The organism is Rhodococcus sp. 05-2255-1e (genome assembly GCF_002259025.1).
GTDB classification, from domain to species: domain Bacteria; phylum Actinomycetota; class Actinomycetes; order Mycobacteriales; family Mycobacteriaceae; genus Rhodococcoides; species Rhodococcoides fascians.
In genome coordinates, this window is the sequence record NZ_NOZE01000028.1 from 1 (window position 1) to 23,106 (window position 23,106).

Sequence of the window (23,106 nt, forward strand, 5' to 3'; positions counted from 1 at the left end):
GGACTGATCGGGGCGGGGACTGATCGGCCCCGCAAATGCGCGCGCATTCGTTGGATGCGCGCGGAATAGCGGGGCGATCGGGCACTATTTCGCGCGCGGATGGCAAACGCGCGCGCGTTTGCGAGGACCGGGGCGGCGGGGCCGGAGCGGGGACTGATCGGCTCCGCAAATGCGCGCGCATTCGTTGGATGCGCGCGGAATAGCTGGGCGATCGGGCACTATTCCGCGCGCGGATGGCAAACGCGCGCGCGTTTGCGGGAACTGGGGCTGATCGGGCTGAATCGAGTAGTCGCCGGCCGGTCGGAAAAGTTTTCGGAATTATTTCGCGAAAGCGCATGCGCAAGCGCTTGTATTGGTCGTACGCTCCTGCAATCGAGCGACGCGACCTGCGTAGCGAGGACAAGGGAGTCCACATGTTCAATCACCGTCGGAAGACCACGCTGACGATCGGAACCGCGTTGATGGCCGGTTCCCTCGTGCTCGGACTGACCGCATGCAGCGGTTCGGATTCGGACAGCGTCAAGGTCGGACTCATCACCAAGACGGATTCCAATCCGTACTTCGTGAAGCTTCGTGAGGCAGCTCAGGCCAAGGCGGACTCCAGTGGAGCCGAATTGGTCGCTCTCGCAGGTGCATTCGACGGTGACAACGAGGGTCAGGTCGCGGCGATCGAGAACTTGGTCGGCCAGGGTGTCAAAGGCATTCTGATCACCCCGAACTCCTCCACCGGAGTCCTCGACGCGATCAAGAAGGCACGCGACGCAGGCGTCGTCGTCATCGCCCTCGATACGGCCACCGACCCTGAGGACGCAGTGGACGCGACGTTCGCCACCGACAACAAGGCGGCAGGCGTCAGCCAGGGCGAATGGGTCAAAGGCACGTTGGGAACCACTGCGCCCCAGGTCATCATGCTCGACGGCACCGCGGGCGGCACCGTCGACACGTTCCGTCACGACGGCTTCCTCGAAGGAATGGGCCTGACCGACAGCTCTCCCGAGATCGTCGGCCAGGAAAACACCAACGGCGACCAGACCAAGGCGCAGACGGCCATGGAGAACCTGCTGCAGCGCGCTCCGGGTGTCAATGCGCTCTACACGATCAACGAGCCCGCCGCGGCGGGTGCCTACCAGGCGATTCAGTCCGCAGGCCGCGCCGATCAGATCACCATCGGCTCGATCGACGGTAGCTGCACCGGTATCGCGAACGTCAAGTCCGGCATCATCGGTGCGACGGTGCTGCAGTTCCCGGCGAAGATGGCCGAGCAGGGCGTCGACGCTGTGGTCAAGTTCGCCCAGGACGGCACCAAGCCCAGTGGCTTCAACGACACCGGTTCTCAGCTGGTCACCGACAAGCCTGTTGCCGGAATCGAATCCCAGGACACCGCATGGGGCGAAGCGAATTGCTGGGGCTGATCGCAGAAATCCGTCGAGGACCAGGAACTGATTCGTGAGCACCGATACCGCCGCGCCTCCCAAGGCTCCGAGCCGGTTCAACGTGGGAACCATCCTGCGTGAACCGCTGCTCGGGCCCATGGCCGCGCTCGTCATCGCCATCATCGTGTTCAGCTCGATTTCGAGCTCGTTTCTCAACCCGCAGAACGTTTCTCTGATTCTGCAGCAGTCCGTGGTGGTCGGCATTCTGGCCGTCGGCCAGACGCTCATCATCCTCACCTCCGGTATCGATCTGTCGATCGGCGCGGTGGCCGTGATGGGCACCATCGTCATGGCGCAGACCGCTGGTGCCAACGGCCCGGTGGTGGCGCTCGGCTCGACACTGGCCGTGTGCGTGGCGTTCGGCGCGATCAACGGCGGGTTGGTGACGATGCTGCGACTGCCACCGTTCATCGTCACACTCGGCACGTTCACCGCGATCCAGGCAGCCACCAGGTTGCTGGCCGGCTCCGAGACCTACCAGGTGCCGAGCGGACCGCTGACGCTGCTGGGTACTTCGTTCAAAATCGGCAGTTTTTCCACCACCTACGGCGTGGTGGTGATGCTGCTCGTGTACGCCGTGATGTGGTACGCACTGTCCCAAACATCCTGGGGCAGGCACATATACGCGGTGGGTGGTAGCCCGCAGGCCTCGGACCGCTCCGGCATCAAGTCCGGTCGCGTGCTGTTCTCGGTCTACATCGTCACCGGTGTCATCGCCGCGATCGCGGCATGGGCAGCGCTCGGACGAATCCCCAATGCCGACCCGAACGCCTATCAGAACGCCAACCTCGAAACGATCACCGCGGTCGTCATCGGTGGAACCAGCCTGTTCGGTGGCCGCGGCACCGTCATCGGGACTCTCATCGGAACTCTGATCGTCGGGGTGCTGCGCAACGGGCTCACCCAGGCCGGCGTCGACAGCCTGTACCAGAACGTCGCGACCGGCATTCTCGTCATCGTCGCGGTGGCCGTCGATCAATTCGCACGCAGGAGGTCACAGTGACTGCCCCCCTCGCTCTGGAAGCACGTGGTCTGGTCAAGACCTACGGCAGCGTGACGGCCATCAACGGCGCGGATTTCGAGCTGCGGGCCGGTGAGGTGCTGGCAGTGATCGGCGATAACGGTGCCGGAAAGTCAAGTCTCATCAAGGCTTTGGCCGGAGCTGTCATTCCGGATTCGGGAGAGATCCTGATGAACGGCTCGCCGGTGTCGTTCAAGAACACCCGCGATGCCCGGGCGGCCGGGATCGAGACGGTCTATCAGGACCTGGCCGTCATTCCTGCGCTCGATATCGCCTCGAATGTCTACCTCGGACGCGAGATCAAGCGCAAAGGCATCAGCGGCAGCATCTTTCGGCGATTGGACATGCCGAGAATGCGCGACGAGTCGTCGAAGCATCTGCAGGACCTCAAGATCGGCATCAAGTCGGTCAACCAGGCCGTCGAGACGTTGTCCGGTGGGCAGCGTCAGGGCGTCGCAGTGGCTCGAGCAGCGGCATTCGGCCGCGGGGTGATCATCATGGACGAGCCGACCGCAGCTCTGGGCGTGCGGGAGTCGGGCATGGTGATCGACCTGATCCGAACGATTCGCGACCGTGGGATACCCGTGGTACTCATCAGCCACGACATGCCGCACGTGTTCGAGGTCGCCGACCGCATCCACATCCACCGCCTCGGCAAACGCGCAGGCGTCGTGGATCCGAAGAAGCGCACCATGTCCGAGGTCGTCGCGCTCATGACCGGCGCGGAGGAGCCGACCGATGAGGAACGCGCCGGCCTCTGATGCGTCTCGCCCGGTCGGCGTTTTCGTCGGGCTGGCGACACTCGATGTGATTCATCGAGTGTCGTCGCCGCCGGCGTCGAACCAGAAGATCACGTCGAACGCGCAGTTCGTTGCGGCCGGCGGTCCTGCCGCCAACGCCGCCGTCACGTTCGCCGCACTGGGTGGTACGGCCGTTCTCGTCACTGCGCTCGGGGACGATCCGGTGGCTGCCTTGATCAAGGCAGAACTTGCGGAATGCGATGTGCGCGTGATCGACTCGATCGCGGGCACCGTGAGAGCAGTACCCGTCTCGGCCGTGACGGTGATCGAGTCGACGGGAGACCGGTCGGTCGTCTCGGCCGACGCCGTGCACTCCGACGCCGCGCCGCCGAACGATCTCGATTCCGTGCTCGCCGGTGCCGACGTCGTACTCGTCGACGGCCACCACCCCCTGATCGCCCGCGCCGCCGTGGAACATGCGGCGGCGCGGGATACCACGTCGGTCGTCGACGCCGGACGCTGGAAACCCGTGATGAGCGAGCTGATTCCGTTCGTCACGGACATGGTGTGCTCAGCGGACTTTCGCACGCCCGGAGCGTCGGACACCGCTGCCACTGCAGCGACGTTGGTGCGCGCGGGCGTACGCACGGTCGTCACCACCCACGGCGGAGAGCCCGTCGAATTCTGGTCCGAGGGCAACTCCGGCTCCGTGGCCGTCGAGGCGGTCACCGTGGTCGATACACTGGGAGCCGGCGACGTCTTCCACGGCGCGTACGCGTACTACTCGACGCAGTTCGGCTCCGTGCAGGATCGTATCCGGCGGTCGGCTCGCGTTGCGGCGCTGCGCTGTTCGGTCATCGGCCCCAGAGCGTGGCTACGCGAACTTCCCACCCACGTACTCGAAAGCGACAACAGTGAGCAATGACCGACAGGTGCAGGAAGCATCCCTCGACGAACTCGTGGAGCTGGCCGGGCGGCTCGCCGTGCCGGGAGAGCGGCACATACTCGGCCTGACCGGTGCACCGGGTGCCGGAAAGTCCACCGTGGCACAGCAGTTGGTGGATGCACTGGGCCCCGAGCTTTCGGTGCTGGTTCCGATGGACGGATTCCACCTGGCCAACGAGGTGTTGATCGAACTGGGCAGGCTCGATCGCAAGGGCGCACACGATACCTTCGACGACGGCGGCTATGCGCGTCTCGTCGCCGCGATTCACGATCAACGCCCCGGCGATCCGCTGGTGTACGCACCGAAGTTCAGGCGAGAGATCGAGGAATCGATCGGGTCCGCCGTACCGGTCCCGTCGGACGTTCCGTTGGTGATCACCGAGGGCAACTACCTGCTGATGCAATCCGACGCATGGCCTGCTGCACGGGCGATGATCGACGAGGTGTGGTTCCTGGCTCCGCACACGGCCGTTCGGCACGAGCGTCTCGTCGCGCGGCACGAGGCGTACGGGAAATCGCCCGAGGAAGCGCAGTTCTGGGCATTGGGTTCGGACGAACGCAACGCCGAGCTCATCGGTTCGACCGCCCAGCGCGCCGATCGAATCCTGCGATTGACATGAGACCGCCGGCGTCCGATACCCACGGAGACGACTGACATGCCCACCATGGACGACGTCGCTCGGATCGCCGGAGTGTCGGTGTCGACGGTCTCGCACGTGCTCAACGGAACTCGTAAGGTCAACCCGGCCACCCGGCAACGCGTCGACGCTGCCATCGTCGAGATCGGATACCGGCGCAACGTCGTGGCGCGTTCTCTCGCGGCCGGTCGAACCCACACGGTGGGGCTGTCGATCGCGGCGCTGACCAATCCGTATTTCGGCAGCCTCGTCTATGCCGTCGAGCAGCGGTTGTCGGAGGCCGGTTACGTGTTGATTCTCGGTGACTCGCACGACGAGCCGACGTCGGAGCGGCGCGTCACCGATTCTCTGCTGGACCGTCAGGTCGACGGCATGATCCTTGCGCCTGCGGCCGGCTCGGAGGAGTCGACGATTCCCGAGATCATGCGCAGCGGAACACCTCTCGTGCTGATCGACCGTATGCTGGATATCCCGTGCGATCAGGTGGGCCCGGAGAACGAGCAATCCGCGTACGAGCTGACGGCCCATCTGCTCGACTCCGGACACGACCGAATTGCGATCGTCCGCGGCATCGAGGGAATCTCGTCCACCACAGAGCGTTTCGCAGGTTATGCCAGGGCGCTCGCCGACCGGGGAATCGATGTCGACCCTCGGTTGATTCTCGAGGGAAGGTCCAATGTCGAGGTGGCCGAGACGGAGGTACGTCGACTGCTGACGGGTTCGGACCGGCCTTCGGCTCTGGTGTCGATGAACAACTCGATGACCATCGGTTCCCTCAAAGCAGTTCGCGGCCTTGGTTTGTCGATTCCCGACGACCTGGCGTTCGTGTGCTACGACGATTTCGAGTGGTCCGATCTGTTCGAGCCGCGCCTGACGGCCGCCGCGCAGGACGTGCAGACCATCGGCAGAACCGCTGCCGACCTGTTGATCGGTCGAATCGAAGGCCGTCACGACGCGCCGCGATCCATTTCGGTACCGACTACGTTCACCCACCGCAATTCGTGCGGCTGCGCTGCAGCAACACGCTGAAGACCAGCCGCACCCGAAAGAGAGAACAGCCCATGCCGATTGCCAGTCCGGAACAGTACGTCGCCATGTTGGACCGCGCGAAGGAGGGCGGGTTCGCGTACCCGTCGATCAACGTCACCAGCTCACAGACCCTCAACGCGGCGCTGCAGGGATTCGCCGAAGCCGAGAGCGACGGCATCATCCAGGTGTCGGTCGGCACCGCGCTGTACCTGTCCGGCAATGCCGTGCAGAACCGCTTCGCCGGCTCCAAGGCGCTCGCCCAGTACGCCCACGAAGTGGCGCAGCACTATTCGATCTCGGTGGCCCTGCACACCGATCACTGCCCCGCCGAGAACCTCGACGATTGGGTGCGCCCACTGCTGTCCGACGCGATCGAACGGCGCTCGCGCGGCCTGGCACCGCTGTACCAATCACACATGTGGGACGGCTCCGCTGTGCCGCTCGACGAGAACCTGCGTATCGCACGGGAACTGCTCGATCTGTCGGTCCAGGCCGACACCATTCTCGAGATCGAGGTGGGAGTGATCGGCGGGGAAGAAGACGGGGTGTCTCACGAGATCAACGAGCAGCTGTACTCCACCGTCGACGACGCCCGCGCCACGATCGCCGCGCTCGGTGCAGGCGAGCGTGGTCGATACATGACGGCACTGACTTTCGGCAACGTCCACGGCGTCTACAACCCGGACTCGGTACATCTACGTCCCGAGATTCTCGACGAGATCCAGTCGGTCGTCGGTGCCGAAACCGGGAAGGACAAGCCGTTCGATCTGGTCTTCCACGGTGGATCGGGCTCGAGTGCCGCCGACATCGCGTCGGCAGTGGCGAGCGGGGTGATCAAGATGAACATCGACACCGACACCCAGTATGCGTTCACCAGGTCCATCGCGGGCCACATGATCGGCAAGTACGACCAGGTTCTCAAGATCGACGGCGAGTACGGCAACAAGAAGGCCTACGACCCCCGATCGTGGGGCAAGCCGGCCGAGTCGGCCATGGCAGCACGCGTGGTCGAGGCAACCCAGATGCTCGGCTCGGTCGGACGCACGATGCGGTGAAGTTTCTCGGTCGAGTATGTAGATATCGGCCGACCGGCTTCGTCCCAGGGGCGAATGCAGAAAGAATGACTGCATCCGACGCTAGGAGACATCATGGCCAAGTACCTCATGCTCAAGCATTACCGCGGGGCCCCCGAGCCTGCCGGCTGGATTCCGATGGACCGGTGGACCCCGGCCGAAGTGCACGACCATATCCAGTTCATGCAAGACTTCGCCGCCGAGCTCGAGAAGACGGGCGAGTTCGTCGACGCGCAGGCCCTGGCCCCCGAGGGAACATGGGTGCGGTCGGACGGGGCCGGAAAGCCCCCGGTCACCGACGGTCCGTTCGCGGAGACCAAGGACTTGATCGCAGGTTGGATGGTCATCGACGTCGAGTCCTACGACCGCGCACTCGAACTCGCGGGGCAGCTCTCGGCAGCACCCGGTGCCGGTGGTGAGCCGATCGGCGAATGGCTCGAGCTGCGTCCGTTCATGGAGGCCCCCGCCACGATCGACGAGTGACGGCACTCGTGGATCCTCACGCGCTGCGGATGCTGACTCCGTCCGTGATCGGCGTTCTCGTCCACCGCGGAGCAGATTTCGCGGCGGCCGAGGACGCCGTCCAGGAGGCGTTGGTGCAGGCGGCCTCGGTGTGGGGAGCGTCGGCAGGGGCGGGTGACGCGCCGTCCGACCCGAAGGGGTGGCTCGTCACCGTGGCGTGGCGCAAATTTCTCGACTCCCAGCGATCGGAGAAGGCTCGACGGGATCGAGAGAACCGGGTTGCGGCCGAGCCGGAACCGGGCAGTGTCCACGGCGTCGACGACACACTGCAGTTGTTCTTCCTCTGCGCGCACCCGGTGCTGACACGCGCAGCAGCGGTAGCGCTGACGTTGCGTGCCGTCGGGGGTCTGACGACGCGGCAGATCGCGCAGGCGTATCTGCTGCCGGAGAAAACCATGGCCCAGCGCATCAGCCGAGCCAAACGGGCGGTGCGTGACGTCCGTTTCGACGCTCCGGGTGACCTCTCGACGGTTCGGCGGGTGCTGTATCTCGTGTTCAACGAGGGGTATACCGGAGATGTCGACCTGGCGGCGGAGGCGATCAGGTTGACGAGGCAGCTGACGACCCTGTCCGACGACGCGGAGACCGCTGGACTGTTGGCGTTGATGGTGTTGCACCACGCCCGGCGCGCTGCGAGAACGGGCTCCGACGGCCGGCTGATTCCCTTGGCCGAGCAGGATCGGTCGAGCTGGGACACCGTCTCGATAGCCGAGGGAATTCGGATTCTGCAGGCGGCGCTCGCTCGGGATCGGCTGGGCGAGTTCCAGATACAAGCCGCCATTGCCGCCCTGCATGCCGAGGCGCAACGGGTCGAGGACACGGACTGGGTACAGATCGTCGAGTGGTACGACGAGTTGCTCGCGATCACCGACAGTCCGGTAGTACGGCTCAACAGAGCTGTCGCGGTGGGGGAAGCGGACGGCCCGGCCGCCGGACTCGCGGCGCTCACCGCCGTCGATTCCGCAGTACCGCGGTACCACGCGGTGGCTGCGCATCTGCACGAGAAGGCCGGCGATCTCCGGTTGGCGGCCGAGCTGTTCGTGCGGGCGGCCGAGTCGGCGTCCTCGGTGGCCGAGCGGCATCATCTGACGCTGCGCGCCACTCGAATTCGTACCGCAGGTTCGTAGAGATACCTGGAAACAGCGAACGGACCGGGCGGTTTTGTAATCGGATCGTTAGCGGTCGAAAGCGGAATTCGTGCAACCCTCGTATGGTGCTGATGTTGCCTGTGGGACAGATGAGAAAGAAGCTGACTCGATCCACCGCGGTGGTGACGGCGGCCGTACTGGCGTCGATAGTGTTGGCCGGAAACGCGGCGCAGGCGCTGCCGGGCACTACCGGATCGGCCGATGCGGCAGTCGGGGCCGTCGGAATCCACCAGGTGTCGGCAACGCGCGGGGTGCTGAACGTGTTCTCTCCGTCCATGAATCGGGTCATCTCCAACGAGGTGCTGCACTCGCCCGGAGGTGGTCCCGCGCCCACGCTGGTTCTGCTCAACGGTGCCCTCGGCAACGAGGACGGGGTCGGCTGGCTCAACAACTCCGGCGTCGAACAGTTCTTTCTCGACAAGAACGTCACCGTCGTCGCACCGATCGGCGGTCGGTTCAGCTTCTACACCGATTGGCAGACAACCGATCCGGTGCTGGGGACCAACCTCTGGCAGACCTATCTGAGCCGTGAATTACCCGCGGCCGTGGACGCCGCTTACGGCTCGACGGGCAAGCGCGGCGTCGCGGGCCTGTCGATGAGCGGTGGCCCGGCGCTGGATCTGGCGATCCAGGCTCCGGATGTGTTCGACGCGGCCGCGTCGTTCAGCGGATGCCCGGCACCGTCGAATCCGCTTGCCACCGCCGGCATCTCGGCCATGATTGCCGGCGGGCTCAACAATCCGTTCAACATGTGGGGGTTGCCGGGAAGTCAGGGATGGCGCGACCACGACCCGTCGCTCAATGTCGAACGACTTCGTGGAACGGCGGTGTACGTGAGCTCGTCACGCGGTGCGCCCGGTGCCGTGGATCGCATTCCCGACGGTGCCGTTCCGCCGTTCGGCGGCATGGCGGTCGAAGCGATGGTCAACTACTGCACGTCCATCTTCGTCGACGCCCTGCGTCGGGCCGACGTTCCGGCGACGGTATCCATGCGCGACGAAGGTGCGCATACCTGGCCGCTGTTCGAGGACCAGCTGCGCGAGGCCTGGTTCACCACTCTGGCTCCGGCTCTGGGAACCAGCTGATTGCGCCGACGCGCTCGTGGGTAAGAGTCGATGGACAGACCACCGACGAAGGGATCACCGGAACATGTCGAAGGACGATTTGCACAAGGGCGACAAGGTCGAATGGCAGACCCACGGAACTACCACCGAGGGAACGGTGCAGGAGAAGATCACCTCCGAGACCGAAGCCGCCGGCCGCAAGGTCAAAGCCTCGAAAGACGACCCGCAGTACCGCGTCGAAAGTGACAAGTCCGGAAAGGACGCAGTGCACAAGCCCGAATCGCTCGACAAGAAGGATTGATCTCGCTCCGTAAGCTTCTCGAAAGTTGCTCCTGCTGACGATCTGTACCCTCGGCTGGGACGGATCGTCACTTTGGAGGCAACGATGGGGACGACCCCGATGCGGATTGTTCGTGCACGTTCGCGTCTCGGTCGGTGGGGTAGCGGTTGCCGCACGGGGAGGACTCTTGTCGCTACGGGGACGCTGGCGATCGTGTCCGTACTCGTCGTGGGCTGCGGCGTGTTCTCCGGGGACTCGACCTCGGACGCGGACACACCGTCTGCAGTGACCTTCACCGGGCAGATCGAGTCTCCCGACAAGCTCTGCCTCGATGGAAGTGTCACCGACACCGTCCGTCTCGCGACGTGCAACGGAACGCCGGCGCAGCGAGTAGTCGCCGAGGCCGACGGCACGGTTCGGTCGCAATCGCAGTGCCTGGTGCCGAAGAACGGCGAGACCGCAGCCGGTGTACCTGTTGTCCTCGGTAGTTGCGACGACAGTGCGATCGCCGGTTGGACGGCGGGCGAATCCGGTGCGATCGCTCTGACGGGCACCGGCCTCTGTCTCGCGGACGACGCACGGCAGACCTCTCGGCGTGTGGCCGTGCTGGCCGAATGCGACGGCTCGTCGGTGCAGACATGGACACCGGTAGCGGCCGCAGAACCGACCGCCGACAACCCCGGAGGAATTGCTGCACCCACCGGGGATCTGCCCGGCTGGAAGCAGATATTCGTCGACGAATTCACCGCCCCGTCCGCCACCGGCAGTTGGTCCAATCAGTGCGACCCCTCGAAGGTCGTTTACACCGGAGCCGAGGGCCAGCGGTGGCGCACGTATCCGTCGTGCTATCCCGACACCTACGACAAACGGCCGTATCGGCCCGATGCAGTGCTGTCCACTGCCGACGGCGCTCTGCAGTACCACCTCGGTCAGGTCGACGGCGTTCCGGCCGGAGCGAGTATCTCCCCACTGATCGGTGCCGACCAGTATCAGACGTACGGACGATATTCGGCGCGTCTGAAAGTCGATTCACCGGATCTGTCCGAGTACTACGCGGCATGGTTGCTCTGGCCGCAATCCGAGAATTGGCCGTACGACGGCGAGTTCGATTTCCCGGAAGGTGCACTGTCGGGCAACGTCGGTGGGTTCCATCATTTCTCGGGCGAAGGCTCGTGCGCCGACGGGTGCAAAACGCCTGCCCTCGACATCGGCGCGCAGTTCACCGACTGGCACACCTACACCATGGAATGGTCACCGGAAAGGATCCGGTACCTCCTCGACGACACGGTCGTGTTGGACTCGACCGACTTCGTGCCGTCCACGCCGATGCGATGGGAGCTGCAGACCGAAACCAAGGGAGACGGAAACAGCGAGGGCAATCTGATCCTGGACTGGGTCTCGGTCTACTCCTGGAACGGCTGATACGCGGCCCGCGCCGAGCGCTCGGCACCCCAACTGCGTTCGATGTAACCGACGATCGTGTCGATGTCCGCGTTCGGAATCTTCTCCGGCTCACCCTTTTCCAACGGATCCGTGTGGAAGATGTACAGGCGAGACGCGAATTGCTCGAACGGTAGCGAGCCTTCGCCCGCGCGTTCGCCGTTCCCTGCCGTTCCGACGACGACTCCGTCACCCCAATCCTGCCCACTGTCGTTGTTGGGATTGAAGAAGTAGACCCGCATGACGCCGTCGGGATCGGGGGCAACACGCAGTATGGCGATGGCGTGCCACCCCACATACCGTGCAGCGCTGTCGGTTACGGCCACCCCGGCGGGTTGCGGGTGGATCAGCGGCTGATGGCCGTTGTACTCGGGGTGATAAGCGGCATGGAACTGCCGCAGGAAACCATCGAGATCGACCAGATTCCCGGTCGCGACGTCCACATCGATATGGAACTCGCGGGCCGACCACCACCCGTGGAACTCGGGATTGACCCAGCGATGCGGATCGCCCGGTCTGTCGGCGCAGCGTCGGACCATCTCGGCGTAGATCCGGTCCAGGTGCGGAACCAGAATGAGCGATGCCGGGTCCAGATCGACCGGATCCGAGGTCGCGACACCACTTTCGCTGTCGACGGACGAGATCGACTGGCCCTCGAAGTGCATGACGATCTCTTCGTCTCGTGCCGCCCACACCACCATCTGCAGCAGGTAGTCGGGATCGTTGTACGCCCACATCGACAGCGCGCGCGCCGACTGACACGTGGGATTGTCGCCCTGGCCGACACCGAGCGGTTGCCCGAGCATGGAGAGCAACCCACCGAGCAATCGCGACTCCGGTGCCGGAACCGGACCGAAAGTGGTGATCAAGCGTTCTCGCACTGCGGGCGCGAGGGTGAGCGATAGCTGACGCCACAGGGACGGCACGATCGGTGGCTGATGCAGGATTCCGCGGTCGAGGAGCAGCGCCAATCCGTAGAGACTTTGCGCCGTCTCGGGATACACGGTTTCTTCGATCAGACGGTGGACCAATTCCGGGTAGCGAGTGAGGCACGTACGCCCGGTGTCGGACAGCCCCAAGGCCTCGGGCAGGACATACGAGTAGTGGTCGACGAGATACTGCGTGAGTGTGGCGTGGTACGGCGAAACGAGACCGGTGTCGTGCATCGCCCGTGCGAAACCGCGGGCCTCGAACTGCAGTGCCTCGACGTCCATGGCCTCGAGCCGGTTCCGGTAGACCTCCACGCCCGGGTCCTCGCGGCATGCGTCCGTGGTGCCGAACAACGCCGTGGTCAACCGATCGAGTCCCTGACCGGACGTGCCGAGATCGACGGTCGGGTCGTCGCGATAGATCGCAATGCGCGTGACCATGGACTTGATGGTGTCGACCTGGATCGGACGCTGACGCAGAATCCGCCAGATCTCCTCGAGCAACTCGTCCAGCACACTGTCGTAGCCGATTTCCCCGGCAACGTAGCCGAAGAGATCGCGGATCAGGTGTGCTGTCCGCCCCGAACGGACTCGCTCCGATTCCGAGGGCGGGGTGAACAACACCTCGAGGTTCAACGCGAGTACCTGGGAGAGGAAGCGTCGCGCATCGTCGGCGGTGACTGCGGGATGCTCGTACTCACCGGCGACGATCTCGACCATCCGCAACTCGCTGGCTGCTTCGAGAACCACGGTGTCGTCGTTGCCACTGCGCAGGCTCGGACCCACGAACGCGGGAACGAGAATGTCCGGCTGCGCCCAGTCCGTACCGGCGAACAGCCCGGCGTTCTCCAGCGCCGCGGCGCGTTCGCGTACCGCGCCACAACCGCCGGGCTGCAACAACACTCGGTGCACAGAATCCAGAACCCGTCGCACCTTGGTGCTCTTGCTGAACTCCGGTGCGGCGGCCAGCGCGTCGACGGCGTGATCGAGTTGCGCCAGCCGCGACATCAGAGCCTTGTCGATCGGTGCAGCGTCGTTCATCGTCTGCGTTGTGGGTTCGTGGTCGTTGCCGAGTTGCTGCTTCACACGTAGAAGTCCAGTTCTTCCTGTTGCTTGAGCAGGTCGCGCATCCGGTACGGATCATCGCCGAAGAAGTACAGCAAGCCCCAGTGGGTGCCGAAAGCCGTTCTCTTGGTGACGGTTTCCTCGACCGGTGCCGACAGGTCGTTGGTCTCGTAGTAGTCGTCGTCGGCGGTCACGTCGGGGATGACGAGATCGCTCACGACGCGTCGCCGTGGGTACACCCCGAAGCATCCCGCGTGACCGGTGGCATCCACCACCTCGCGCGGGAAGAAGGCGTCGATCTCTTCCTCGGTGGTCTTCGGGTCGAAGGCGAGAGCCAGGCCCTGGTACGCGTTGAAGCCGTACGCCCGCTCGAGGAGCTCGAACACCTTGAAACCTGGAGGACGATAGGCGACTTCGCCGAAGTACATCTCTCCGTCGCTGGTGACGAAGTACTCGGGATGGATGAACCCGAACTCGATGTCGAACGCCTTGATGAGCTTCTCGATCTGCACCGTGATCTGCTCGCGGTACTTCTCGAGTTCCGGCGTCGCGGGAACGAAGACGGAGTATCCGAGCGTGACGTACTCGGAGATGTTGAGGAACTTGATCTTTCCGTTGTGGATCCACGCCTCGACGGCGAACTCCCAGCCGTCGAGATGCGACTCCATCAGTACCGGGAACTCCTCGTCCGGGATGGAGTCGACTTCGTCGGGGGTCCGAATGACGCGGTGGCCCAGGCATCCTGCCTTGTCGAAGGCCTTGAGGTGGATGGGGTCGTTCGGGTCACCGTCGAGTTTGAGCAGCGTCTGGTTCACCCGACGCAGAAAGCGGATGACGTCCTCACGATCGTGTGCTTCCTCGAAGATGCCGACACGAATGCCACCGAGCTGTGCGCGGCGCTTCATCAGTGCCTTGTCTCGGAGCAGCATCGCCTGGCCGAACAACCTCGGATTGCCCAGCAGCACGGAATTGATGGCACCGGCCCACTCGACTGTCTCCTCGTACAGCGGTATCGCTACATCGACGCCTTTGTCTCGGAGAGTCTCCGCGATCTCGAGCGACCTGTCGTTGAGTCGCTCGAAGTTCCACGGTAGGTACGGAATGTCATGCTCGGTGCAGTACGCCTCGGCCCACTCTGGCGCGACGACGACGTAGCGTCGATCGAACGCGTCCAGGGCTTCCACTGCGGCCAAACTCCAGCCCAGCAGCGCTACGAAGCCTTTGTTCGGGTCTTTCTCCAGCCTCTGTGGCCGATCCATGAAGTTCCTTTCCCTTGTGATGCGCGGTCGAGGTCCTTCGCTCCACCGTACAGAGGGTGTTCGGTGCCGCTTTCCGGACCCGGTGCTCGGGAAGCCGGGACGCGATGTGCACCGTCCCTCGAACTGTCGGGCCGGATCCTGCGCAGGGCTGGCAATGCGCTCGTTTGCCAGCGAAATGATCGATACAAGATCGTAAAAAGTCCAGATGCACGATTTGCTCGACAATTCGATTCGAGTGAATAGATTTTCGATCCGGAGCAACTAGTTTAATATTTAATCTCCAATTCGTACCGGTCGTATTTCTTTCAATTACGCCTCTGACCTGGCGTTTCAGGGTGAATGCGAATTCACTGCGCAATGTCTGAATCATCCCTATGATTCGAGATGCCGGCAATCAATTGTATTTATCCGCCGTGTATCCAATGCGATGTTCGGTCTCTCGAAGGATGAAACCATGACTGTTTCGGGCCGTGCTGTTCTGAAGCGTTCCTTGGTGACGCTCGGAACCACCGTATTACTTTCGGCTTTCGTAGTTCACGCGCCACAGGCCGCGGCCGCCACCTCGGGACAGATCAAGACGCCCGCAGGGTTCTGCCTGGACAACAAGGGCGGTCTCACCGGACAGAACAATCCCGTCCAGATCTGGGATTGCAACGGTACCGGCGCGCAGACGTGGACCGGTACCGAGGACGCCACGATTCGAGTGCAGGGCCGATGCTTGTCGCCGGCATCGGGCTACGCGGCGGCCGGCGTCGCGTTGACGACGTGGGCGTGCAACGGCAAGCCCGCGCAGCAATGGTCGATCCGTGGGGACGGCTCGATCTCGTTGCTGCAGAAGACCGGCCTGTGCATTCAGAATTCGCGTGAGGTCAACGGAAACCGACCGGTGTTGGCGAAATGCAACGGGTCTGCTGCTCAGAAGTGGATCACCGCGACCACGCCGTTTCCGACGACACCGCCCACGACGACGCCGCCCACGACGCCACCGACCACTCCGTCCACCACTCCCAGCGGGGTGGCAGCGCCGGTGGGCGACCTACCCGGTTGGAAGCAGATCTTCGTCGACGACTTCGCGAAGCCTTCCGCCGTCGGCAGTTGGGCCAACGACTGCGATCCCACCAAGATCGTCTACGTCGGTGCGCAGAATCAGAAGTGGCGCACATACCCCAAGTGCTACAAGGACACCTATCAGAAGCGCCCGTACCGAGCGGACGCCGTGCTGTCCACGCACGACGGCCTGCTCGATTACGGATTGCACAATGTCGACGGTGTCCCGGCCGGTGCCAGCGTCTCGCCGGTGATCAACGCGGCAGGGCAGAACCAAACATACGGAAGATACACAGCGCGATTCAAGGTCGATTCGGCAACTCTGGCCGAGTACTACGTTGCATGGCTGCTGTGGCCGCAGTCCGAAAGATGGCCTGCGGACGGCGAAATGGACTTCCCCGAAGGAAGTCTCGCGGGGCAGGTCGGCGGCTTCCATCACTACTCGGGTGCCGGTTCGTGCGTCGGCGGCTGCCAGGACGTCGCTCGGAACATCGGCGCGAACTTCACCGATTGGCACACGTACACCATCGAGTGGTCCCCGGGCCGCGTGCGCTACATCCTCGACAACACCGTGGTTCTGGACAGCACCAAGTGGGTTCCCTCGGGTCCGATGCGCTGGGAACTGCAGACCGAGACCAACGGCACCGGAAACAGCAACGGGCATCTGTTGCTGGACTGGGTTTCGGTGTACAGCTGGACGGGATAGCCGAGGAGGTACCGGGACGACCCGTACGTTCGATGTGCCTGATCTAGGGTCGACGGGTGAGTGCGCAGCAGACCGAATGGCAGGTTCCCGCAGTGTGGTGGCGCCGCGGCGAGGCGTTTCACGGGCGCTCACCACAACCGAGAACCAGCGCTCGTGCGGCCACGCGAGCTCTCGTTGCCAAAGCTGCCGCCATCGACGATCTGCTCAGCCGAACGGCTGAACGGTTCAGCGAAACTGTCGACCACCCCGAGTCGGTGTCCCAGTACGCCGCGGCGGCGCACGCATTCGTCGACGGGCTCGGGTCGGGTGCCGATGTGACCCCGTCAGGCGCAGCTGTGACCCTGACGGTGGTCACCGACCAGCCCGAGCACACTATGCGAGTCCCGTTCGTGGAGTTCGTCATCGGTCGATTCGGTGCGACCTTCGCCGCCGAGATGCTCGCCGAGGCGGTACGTGTGGAGTTGGTTACCCGGGAGCTCGTGCCGGATCGATCTCGCGCCCGGCACTCGCTGGGCGAGCGAGATCCCGACGACCTTCGCAACGTCGCGTTCGGCGCCGCAGCAAGCAGGGTCCGGACTGCATTGGCAGCCCTGCCCGACGGGGACTACACGGCCGCGGTGGACAGGCTCGCGTCGTTTCGCGGGGTGCATATCGGGTGCAATATCTTGACTTCGTTCCTCTTACCGACCCAACAACAATGGGTTGCAGCAGACATCGAGCGGGCGACCACCGTCCACCGCTTCTACCGGGGCTATTGCTACTACCTGCTGGCCAGCGTCGACTCGGTCGAGTCCATCGACAAGGTTCTCGCCCTCGAGGAAACGCGAGATCACGCACTCTGGTCCACCGGGATGAGCATGAACTTCGTCTATGCGCTGTGCGCTAATATCGGGCCGGGCGTCGAGCCTTTCGTTGCCGAGCTCTTCGAGGGCAATCTGTCTGCGCAGCACAAGAAATGGTGTGCCGGGATACTGAGCGAGATCAACACCGACTCGGGGTTCGAGCACCTACTTGCCCGGTTGGGCAGCAAGTACGCAGAGCCCGCCATGATCGATGCAATAGGTCGATCTCCCGAGCGGGCCGCACGGTTACTGCCCGGCGCATCGGGTCCGGAGGCCGAGCGGCTGCGCCGGGATCTCGAACGAGTCCACCCGGAGTTGACGAAATCCGAGCACGTGGCTGTCCCGACTCTCGATCCATCGGATGTGCCCGCGCTGCTCCGTGATCCGCCGTGGCTCGACCGGGCCGACCTTGCCGATCGGGATGACAATCGGGTAATTCGGCTCGATCATCCCCGATCGTCGCCGCGTATCGTCTGGCGCGTCGACGAGCAACGCCAGTGGGTCGAAGCCGTCGATGGTTACGTGCCCTATCTGGGGCGCCGAGACTGGCCGGAGGTGGTCGCAGCCTTCGGTAGAGGTGCCGGTTACTGGTCGATGCACGAACTCGCGTATGCCCCGGAGCGTCTGTTACGCCCGGTTCTGGCGTACGCCCCCACACCGCGTTACGGGTATCGAGACGTGAGCGCCCTTCGGCGCCTGCTGGCCCGATTCGAGGAGGATGCACTCGACTTCGTGCTTCGGGCCGTCCTCGCCGCGCCGGCCGGGCAAGCGCAGGTTCTGCTCCCCATCGTCGGTGAGATCGTGACAGCGACAATGCTCGAATGGTTACACAAGAAGTCTTTCAGGCCGGTGGCATTCGAGTGGTTCGATCGCCATATCAACACTGCAGCAATTGATCTCGTTCCCCTCGCTCTCGGCCACCTCGGGCCGAAACGGACGCTCGCCGAACGAGCATTGCGCACACTGGCGCGGCGGGGGCATCGTGACGCCGTGGTCACCGCAGCTCGGTCGTACGGAGAGTCTGCCGGCGCAGCGGTAGAGGGCATCGTCGACGCAGATCCTCTGTTCGCGCTGCCGCGACACATTCCGCAGATCCCCGACTGGCTCGACCCGGTGTTGCTTCCGCCGTTGACTTCACGGGGAGAAGGCGCTCGGCTTACGGGCGACGCGGTACGCCATATCTGCACGATGCTCGCCCTGTCTCGTATGGACGAGGTGTACGCCGGAGTCGATATCGTTCGAGAACTCGTCGATCGGCGTGGGCTGGTCGATCTCGTCTGGGACGTGTTCGAGAGATGGTCGCGGGCCGGCTTCCCGGAGGCGCAGAGCTGGGCTCTCGACGCGCTCGGGACGGTGGGCGACGACGATACGGCGCGGCGGCTGACTCCGTTGATCAAGACCTGGCCGCTGCAGTCCGGGCACCGACGTGCCGCGATGGGGCTCGATGCCCTCGCCTCGATCGGCACCGACGCAGCGCTCGGCCACCTGTGGTCGATCTCCCAGGGGCTGCGGTTTCCTGCGCTTCGGGCCAAGGCCGACAACTTGATTCATCGAATTGCCGACGAGCTCGGTCTGACTCCGCTCGAACTTGCCGATCGACTGGTGCCGAACCTGGGGCTGGACGAGGACGGAACGACGACCTTCGATTACGGGGATCGAACGTTCGTGCTCAGGTTCGATCACGCATTACGAATCGTGGTCGAAGACAGTGACGGTAGACCCCGCGACCGCGTGCCTCGGCCCGGTCGTGGCGATTCCGACAATGCGCGTGAGGAATACCGTCGGTACACCGAACTGCGGAAAGATCTCGACGGCGTGCGCGCTGAACTCATTTCTCGTTTCGAGAAGGCAATGGTGAACCAGCGGCGTTGGACGATGGCACAGGTTCGGGCGCATCTCGTCGGTCATCCGTTGACCTGGCAACTCTGCGGGCGTCTGGTGTGGTCGACAACGAACGGTCGCTGTTTCCGATTCTCCGAGTTGCGCGTCCCTGTCGGTGCCGACGGTCGCGATGTCGAGGTGCGGGACGAGGATCCGGTTGTCGTGGCGCACCCGGCAACGATGGGCACTGTGCTCGGCAGCTGGGAGTTCATGCCGGAGCAGCCCTTCGAGCAGGTTCGACGCGAGGTGTTCCGTGCGGATGTCGCATCTACGATGTCCGCACTCGAAGGACTAAAGACCACTACCGAACAACTGCTCGCGCTGAGCCGAAGGGGGTGGAGACGAGAGGACCCACAGGACAAGGGCGCACAGATCGCACTGAACAAGCCGATGGACGATCGCACGACGGCAGTGATCATGGCGTTTCCCGGCTTCAACGTGTCGAGCCCGGCCCTGTGGGCGGAGCAGAAGATCGTCCATGTCTTTCACACCGGCGCGGAATTGTCGGTGATCATGGCATCGGAACTCTTGCGAGATCTATCGACCATCCACACCGAGACCATCCGCGGTGACGAGCCGGACCTTCAGGGGGAGCCGTGACAACTTCCCTTCGTTGTACAGACGCGCGGTCTCGAGGGACGATCGTGCAAACGGGTGCGGGATGCGCCTGCGACGAACGAGGAGTGCGAATGACGGTCGACAAAACCGGTGCCGAGGTCGAGATCGCCCAGCAGGCGGACAGGTTCACGATTTCGGTCGAGGGCACACAGGTCGGCTTCACCGAGTTCGCCGACGACGAGCAGGGCAGGCGCGTCTTCTTCCACACCGAAGTGGATGCGGCCTACGGCGGACGTGGTCTGGCCACGATCGTCGTTCGGCACGCGCTCGACACGACGCGTTCCGAGAACAAGCACGCCGTTCCGATCTGTCCGTTGGTGGTCGCGTTCGTCGGCGAACATCACGAGTACGACGACATGGTCGAGCCCGTCACGGACGATATTCGGCAGTGGCTGGCCGACCAGCAGGGATGATTCGTCGACCGATCGCCGGCCACGTGGGACGATCTGCAGCATGACCGATCCCGGACACCGCCCCGGCGGCACCCATCTCTACCGTCGGTTGGTCACCCGGTCCGACGGCCCCTTGTCGCCCGTTCGGGCGGCCAGGAGGCTCTCGGCGTACATCTACGGCAACATCCTGGTCCTCGCCGCGGTTGCCGCCTCCACGCCGAGTTCCATCGGGCACGGGACGGCGGCCGTTCTCGTAGCGGCCACTGCGGCAACGACTTTTCTCGCGCATGTGTTCGCAGATTTCGTCGCCGGGAGCCAGATACCGGAGGCGCACGGTGATGCAACGGACGAACAGCGCACATTCGAGGCCATCGAGGAATTCCGGGATGCAGTCCCCATTCTGAGCTCCGGGACGTTTCCGGCGGCGATGCTAGCGCTCGGGTGGCTGTCGGTGCTTCCGGCACAATGGGCCGAACTGTTGGCCGGTGTGGTGATCGTCGTACGAATCGCCACCATACCGATTGTCACGGAACGAATTCGCGGGAACCGTCCGACGTTTCGGGCCCTGGTGATCGGGCTCGCCACTGCCGTCGTCGCGGCGCTCATCGTGCTGGCGAAAGTCTTCTTGGGCCACTAGCTGCCCCTCGTGGACGGTTCAACCGCCGAACTCTGCGTGCAGCTCCGGCAGAAACCCTGCGAGGTGGTGCATCTCCTGTCCGCAGTGCAGCAGCAGATCTCGGGCGAGGTCGAGTCCGAGAACGAGGTCGCTCGGATCCACGGACGCACCCCGGCGAACTGCGCACACGGCCTGCTTCGGATCGGGAACGTGCAATCCCCGTAGGTTCAGATAGAACCGGCTGCGCATCTCGGCACCGCCCTGCACTGGCCGAACCTGATGGGCGAGCCAGCCCAGATCCACCGGTGCGATGGAACTTCCCACTCGGCCGAAGACGACCGTCTGGTCTGCGGGAACGTCGAAACCGTATGCAACAGGGTCACGGAAGCCGATACCCAGCTGCTGAAGCTTCGGGCCGACGTACTCGTCGACGAACGATGTGTTGCCGATGTACTTCGCCTTGTCCGGAATCGCGTGGGCCGTCCGGTCCTCGGCGAGTGCGGCGTGGAGGTGGGCATCGGGGTGCCACAGTTTGTAGCGGGCCGCCTCGGCGGAATGCCAACCGAACCACCAGTCCCACATCGCTGCCGTGACCCGGGGCATCGCGGTGCGCACCGCCACGAACGTCATGCCGTCGGCGCGTCGTCCGTAGCCGGTTTCGATCGCCGAATATCCCGTGGGCGCGAGATCGGTTGTGATGGAATCGAAGTGCGGGACCCACTCCGGCGCTATCGGCGGCCCGCCGACTGTGTCGGTCACGACGGCCGGTGCCGGTGTCGTCCGTGCGGCGAAGAAATGGGCATAGGGCCGTCCTCGGTCGATGTCGCGGTAGCCCTGGTACCGCTCGCCGCAGTCTTCACTCGAACCGGTGCCGGGAGTTGCGACCGCTCGTGCCGCGGGGCCGAACACAGCCGTGGCTGCAGCCGCGGCGGCACCCACCATCATTTGTCGTCGCGACGGGCCGCGGCTCATCGGGCGGGGTTCCTCAACATCGGTTGAGACTATGACGTGACTTCGGCAACTGTCAATGGTGGGGCACTAGACTCCGTGGTATGAGTCCTGCCCGTCCCAAGGACGACGAGTCGAGAGTGCGTCGGCGCGACGAAATCGCCGCGGCAGCAATCGAAGTGTTGGCAACGCAAGGTTTTCGCGGCTTGACGCACCGGGCGGTCGACGCTGCAGCAGGATTGAGCCCCGGGTCGGTCAACTACCACGCTCCCACTCGCGGACGACTGTTGCACCTGGCGCTCGAGCTGTTGTTCGCCCGCGACTACGACACTGCCGGCGCGACCTTCGGTGGTCTGGTCGATGTCAAACCACTCACCGTGGACATCGTCGTGAACCGCATCATCGACTTCATCGAGGCGATGACCACCGGAGAAGCAACGAAAAGAGTGATCGCGCGCAGCATCCTGCTCGGTGAAGCGCAACATGATCGGGAAATCCGCGATCTGTTCGACTCTCAGCGGGCCGCGTTCGTCGCGTACACCCAGTGGATAGTCGCGTCGTTGGAATCCGAAGACCCCCAGGGGGATGCGGAGATGCTCGTCGTCATGATCGAGGGTCTCGTGGGGAGGCAGGTGCTGATCGGATCGCGGCTGCCACGTCCCGTCGTCGACCGAATGCTGCGCACGATCGTCGGCGCATCCCCGATGGTCACCGATTAGCCGATCAGCCGAGCAACGAGTTCCGTTCGGTGTGGGTGAACGTGAAGATCGTCGCACCGAAGCTGATGAGCGCAGTGAGCAGTAGCACCTGCGGCCCGGTGATCACGACGCCGATGAACGCACCGACGGCACCTCCCGCCGCGAAGGAGCCCAGAAGCGTTGCGTAGCAGAGCCAGTCGTAGTGTGTTCCGCCGCCGAAGAGGTGACGCTCGATTCCCTGGCCGAGCTTGACCACCGTTCCGGTGACGTAACTGAGCGGGATGTACGTCTCCTCCTTCTTCGTGAACGCGGTGTTCAACGCGCCCAGCGCGAAGGCGACGAGGAGGATCGGGTAGAAGTTCACATTTGCCGACGACCACCCGGAGACGGCGATGTCGATCAGACCCGCCGCTCCCAGCGCAACGGTGGTCAATACCGTCGCTCCATGGGGGTGGTTGGACCAGTAGCGGCGCCGACAGATCGACGAGACGATCACGCCGCCGAGAAACGCCGCCATGAGTGCCAATGCGGCCCAGGGTGATGCTCCAGGTGCCACCTCCTTGCCCTCCGGATGGCCGAAGTGTCCGACGACGGCTCGTTCGGTGTTGCCGGTCATGAAGGTCACGAAGTAGCCGGCGGAATGCAGGAACGCGACCGCACCCACCATGCCTGCCAGTCCGGACAGGATCCAGGACAGACGAGCTTCGGCGCCGACGGCTGTTTCGCGGCTGATCGCCAAGGGGGAAGTCATGACTCGATTCTCCGGGCGTTG

General features: G+C 64.1%; 21 protein-coding genes. 17 read left to right on the top strand and 4 right to left on the bottom strand.

The features are described from left to right. The first annotated feature begins 413 nt into the window (after window positions 1-413). The 12 genes from CH262_RS17180 to CH262_RS17235 all read left to right on the top strand — a co-directional run bounded on the left by CH262_RS17180 (window position 414) and on the right by CH262_RS17235 (window position 11,315). Window positions 414-1,412, top strand: coding sequence for a substrate-binding domain-containing protein (locus tag CH262_RS17180; protein ID WP_027495727.1), 999 nt, complete (start codon window positions 414-416; stop codon window positions 1,410-1,412). A gap of 34 nt (window positions 1,413-1,446) precedes the next feature. Next, window positions 1,447-2,436, top strand: a complete 990-nt coding sequence (locus CH262_RS17185; protein ID WP_027495728.1) for an ABC transporter permease — start codon at window positions 1,447-1,449, stop codon at window positions 2,434-2,436. A gap of 50 nt (window positions 2,437-2,486) precedes the next feature. Continuing rightward, window positions 2,487-3,215 carry an ATP-binding cassette domain-containing protein gene (locus CH262_RS17190; RefSeq protein ID WP_441344384.1) on the top strand — a complete coding sequence of 243 codons (729 nt, stop codon included), beginning with the start codon at window positions 2,487-2,489 and terminating at the stop codon, window positions 3,213-3,215. Then, window positions 3,193-4,119: a PfkB family carbohydrate kinase gene (locus CH262_RS17195; protein ID WP_094718031.1), complete on the top strand. Its 927-nt coding sequence runs from the start codon at window positions 3,193-3,195 to the stop codon at window positions 4,117-4,119. Before CH262_RS17190 ends, CH262_RS17195 begins: the two co-directional genes overlap by 23 nt. Continuing rightward, complete coding sequence (locus tag CH262_RS17200; RefSeq protein ID WP_027495731.1) at window positions 4,109-4,759, top strand: nucleoside/nucleotide kinase family protein; 651 nt, start codon at window positions 4,109-4,111, stop codon at window positions 4,757-4,759. The genes CH262_RS17195 and CH262_RS17200 overlap by 11 nt, the downstream gene beginning before the upstream one ends. Window positions 4,760-4,795: 36 nt before the next feature. Continuing rightward, window positions 4,796-5,806, top strand: a complete 1,011-nt coding sequence (locus CH262_RS17205; RefSeq protein ID WP_094718032.1) for a LacI family DNA-binding transcriptional regulator — start codon at window positions 4,796-4,798, stop codon at window positions 5,804-5,806. A gap of 32 nt (window positions 5,807-5,838) precedes the next feature. Next, the gene (fbaA, locus tag CH262_RS17210; protein ID WP_032367298.1) at window positions 5,839-6,861 is read left to right on the top strand and encodes a class II fructose-bisphosphate aldolase; all 1,023 of its coding nucleotides are present in this window, start codon (window positions 5,839-5,841) and stop codon (window positions 6,859-6,861) included. A gap of 93 nt (window positions 6,862-6,954) precedes the next feature. Beyond that, complete coding sequence (locus tag CH262_RS17215) at window positions 6,955-7,362, top strand: YciI family protein (RefSeq protein WP_032366806.1); 408 nt, start codon at window positions 6,955-6,957, stop codon at window positions 7,360-7,362. A gap of 8 nt (window positions 7,363-7,370) precedes the next feature. Beyond that, window positions 7,371-8,528, top strand: coding sequence for an RNA polymerase sigma factor (locus CH262_RS17220; protein WP_094718114.1), 1,158 nt, complete (start codon window positions 7,371-7,373; stop codon window positions 8,526-8,528). 110 nt (window positions 8,529-8,638) lie between these two features. After that, window positions 8,639-9,634 carry an alpha/beta hydrolase gene (locus CH262_RS17225; protein WP_179275031.1) on the top strand — a complete coding sequence of 332 codons (996 nt, stop codon included), beginning with the start codon at window positions 8,639-8,641 and terminating at the stop codon, window positions 9,632-9,634. Between the two features lie 64 nt (window positions 9,635-9,698). Further along, on the top strand, window positions 9,699-9,914 hold the full coding sequence (locus CH262_RS17230; RefSeq protein ID WP_027495736.1) for a DUF2945 domain-containing protein: 216 nt from the start codon (window positions 9,699-9,701) through the stop codon (window positions 9,912-9,914). Window positions 9,915-10,106: 192 nt separating this feature from the next. After that, window positions 10,107-11,315: a ricin-type beta-trefoil lectin domain protein gene (locus CH262_RS17235; RefSeq protein WP_256988854.1), complete on the top strand. Its 1,209-nt coding sequence runs from the start codon at window positions 10,107-10,109 to the stop codon at window positions 11,313-11,315. On the opposite strand, the gene CH262_RS17240 is transcribed toward CH262_RS17235, so the two are convergent. Both CH262_RS17240 and CH262_RS17245 read right to left on the bottom strand, forming a co-directional pair. Then, on the bottom strand, window positions 11,297-13,303 hold the full coding sequence (locus CH262_RS17240) for a hypothetical protein (protein WP_094718116.1): 2,007 nt from the start codon (window positions 13,301-13,303) through the stop codon (window positions 11,297-11,299). The two genes, CH262_RS17235 and CH262_RS17240, sit on opposite strands and share 19 nt — an antisense overlap. A 41-nt stretch (window positions 13,304-13,344) precedes the next feature. Next, window positions 13,345-14,586, bottom strand: a complete 1,242-nt coding sequence (locus tag CH262_RS17245) for an ATP-grasp domain-containing protein (protein WP_027495739.1) — start codon at window positions 14,584-14,586, stop codon at window positions 13,345-13,347. A 454-nt stretch (window positions 14,587-15,040) separates the two neighbouring features. On the opposite strand from CH262_RS17245, the gene CH262_RS17250 reads away from it, so the two are divergent. From CH262_RS17250 to CH262_RS17265, 4 genes are all read left to right on the top strand, one after another. Next, on the top strand, window positions 15,041-16,339 hold the full coding sequence (locus tag CH262_RS17250; protein WP_094718117.1) for a glycoside hydrolase family 16 protein: 1,299 nt from the start codon (window positions 15,041-15,043) through the stop codon (window positions 16,337-16,339). 56 nt (window positions 16,340-16,395) lie between these two features. Further along, window positions 16,396-19,662: a DUF4132 domain-containing protein gene (locus CH262_RS17255; protein WP_094718034.1), complete on the top strand. Its 3,267-nt coding sequence runs from the start codon at window positions 16,396-16,398 to the stop codon at window positions 19,660-19,662. Window positions 19,663-19,751: 89 nt separating this feature from the next. Then, complete coding sequence (locus CH262_RS17260) at window positions 19,752-20,093, top strand: GNAT family N-acetyltransferase (protein WP_094718035.1); 342 nt, start codon at window positions 19,752-19,754, stop codon at window positions 20,091-20,093. A 40-nt stretch (window positions 20,094-20,133) separates the two neighbouring features. Then, complete coding sequence (locus CH262_RS17265; protein ID WP_052054645.1) at window positions 20,134-20,709, top strand: hypothetical protein; 576 nt, start codon at window positions 20,134-20,136, stop codon at window positions 20,707-20,709. An 18-nt stretch (window positions 20,710-20,727) separates the two neighbouring features. On the opposite strand, the gene CH262_RS17270 is transcribed toward CH262_RS17265, so the two are convergent. Continuing rightward, the gene (locus CH262_RS17270; RefSeq protein ID WP_256988855.1) at window positions 20,728-21,660 is read right to left on the bottom strand and encodes a DAPG hydrolase family protein; all 933 of its coding nucleotides are present in this window, start codon (window positions 21,658-21,660) and stop codon (window positions 20,728-20,730) included. A gap of 80 nt (window positions 21,661-21,740) precedes the next feature. Here CH262_RS17270 and CH262_RS17275 point away from each other — a divergent pair, with 80 nt between their 5' ends. Then, entirely contained in the window at window positions 21,741-22,355 is a 615-nt protein-coding gene (locus CH262_RS17275; RefSeq protein WP_051365040.1) for a TetR/AcrR family transcriptional regulator, read from the top strand. Window positions 22,356-22,359: 4 nt separating this feature from the next. Here CH262_RS17275 and CH262_RS17280 read toward each other — a convergent pair whose 3' ends face one another. After that, entirely contained in the window at window positions 22,360-23,085 is a 726-nt protein-coding gene (locus CH262_RS17280; protein ID WP_045842079.1) for a YoaK family protein, read from the bottom strand. Between the last annotated feature and the right edge of the window lie 21 nt (window positions 23,086-23,106).